Origin of the sequence: Streptomyces sp. LS1784 (assembly GCF_020103755.1) — a bacterium.
Lineage (GTDB): Bacteria > Actinomycetota > Actinomycetes > Streptomycetales > Streptomycetaceae > Kitasatospora.
The window spans coordinates 1-713 of sequence record NZ_JAHSQD010001224.1; the positions used below are offsets into that span (position 1 = coordinate 1).

Consider the following 713-nt stretch of genomic DNA (forward strand, 5'->3'; position numbering starts at 1 on the left):
CCCGGCGGCGGCCCCCGCGCGGCGCGCGGTCGGCGAGGGCCGGCGGCCGGGGGAGGTGGAGCGGTTGATGCGGCGGCACGGTGTGCCCGGGGTGTCGTTGGCCGTCGTCGAGGGCGGGCGCGTGGCGCGCGTCGAGGCGTACGGGGTCCTACGGGCCGGGGAGAGCGAGCCGGTCACGGCCTCGACGCCCTTCCGCGTGGGGTCGGTGTCGAAGTTCGTCACCGCGCTCGGGGCGCTCCGGCTCGTCGAGGACGGGCTCCTGACCCTCGACGGGGACGTCAACGACCGGCTGACCGGCTGGCGGGTCCCCGGCCAGGGCGACGGCGAACGGCCGGTCACCCTACGGCAGTTGCTCAGCCACCGGGCCGGCCTGACCGCCTACACGGGCGAGCCGGGGCAGCCCCTCGCGGATCTGCTGCGGGAGCACGTGCGCCGGGAGTCCGTTCCCGGGGAGGTGTTCCGCAGCACCGACGCCAACTACGCCGTCGTGCAGCAGTTGGTGGAGGACGTGACGGGCGAGCCCTTCGACACGGTCCTGCGCCGCCTGGTCCTGGAGCCGCTCGCCATGCACTCCAGCGGTTACGGGAACCTCCCCGCCACCGCGGCGGCCGGTCACGACGACGGCGGCCGTCCGGTCCAGCGGGCCGGGGCGGCCGGGCACGGCCGGACCGACACCGCGGCCGCCGGGCTGTGGAGCACCGCGGGCGACCTGG

Annotated in this window: 1 protein-coding gene; it reads left to right on the forward strand. The window is 77.3% G+C overall.

Annotated elements, in window-relative coordinates; all coding sequences use genetic code 11:
* Nucleotides 1-67: 67 nt before the first annotated feature.
* On the forward strand, nt 68-713 hold a 646-nt coding region (locus KS423_RS46660), incomplete at its 3' end, for a serine hydrolase (protein WP_224285682.1).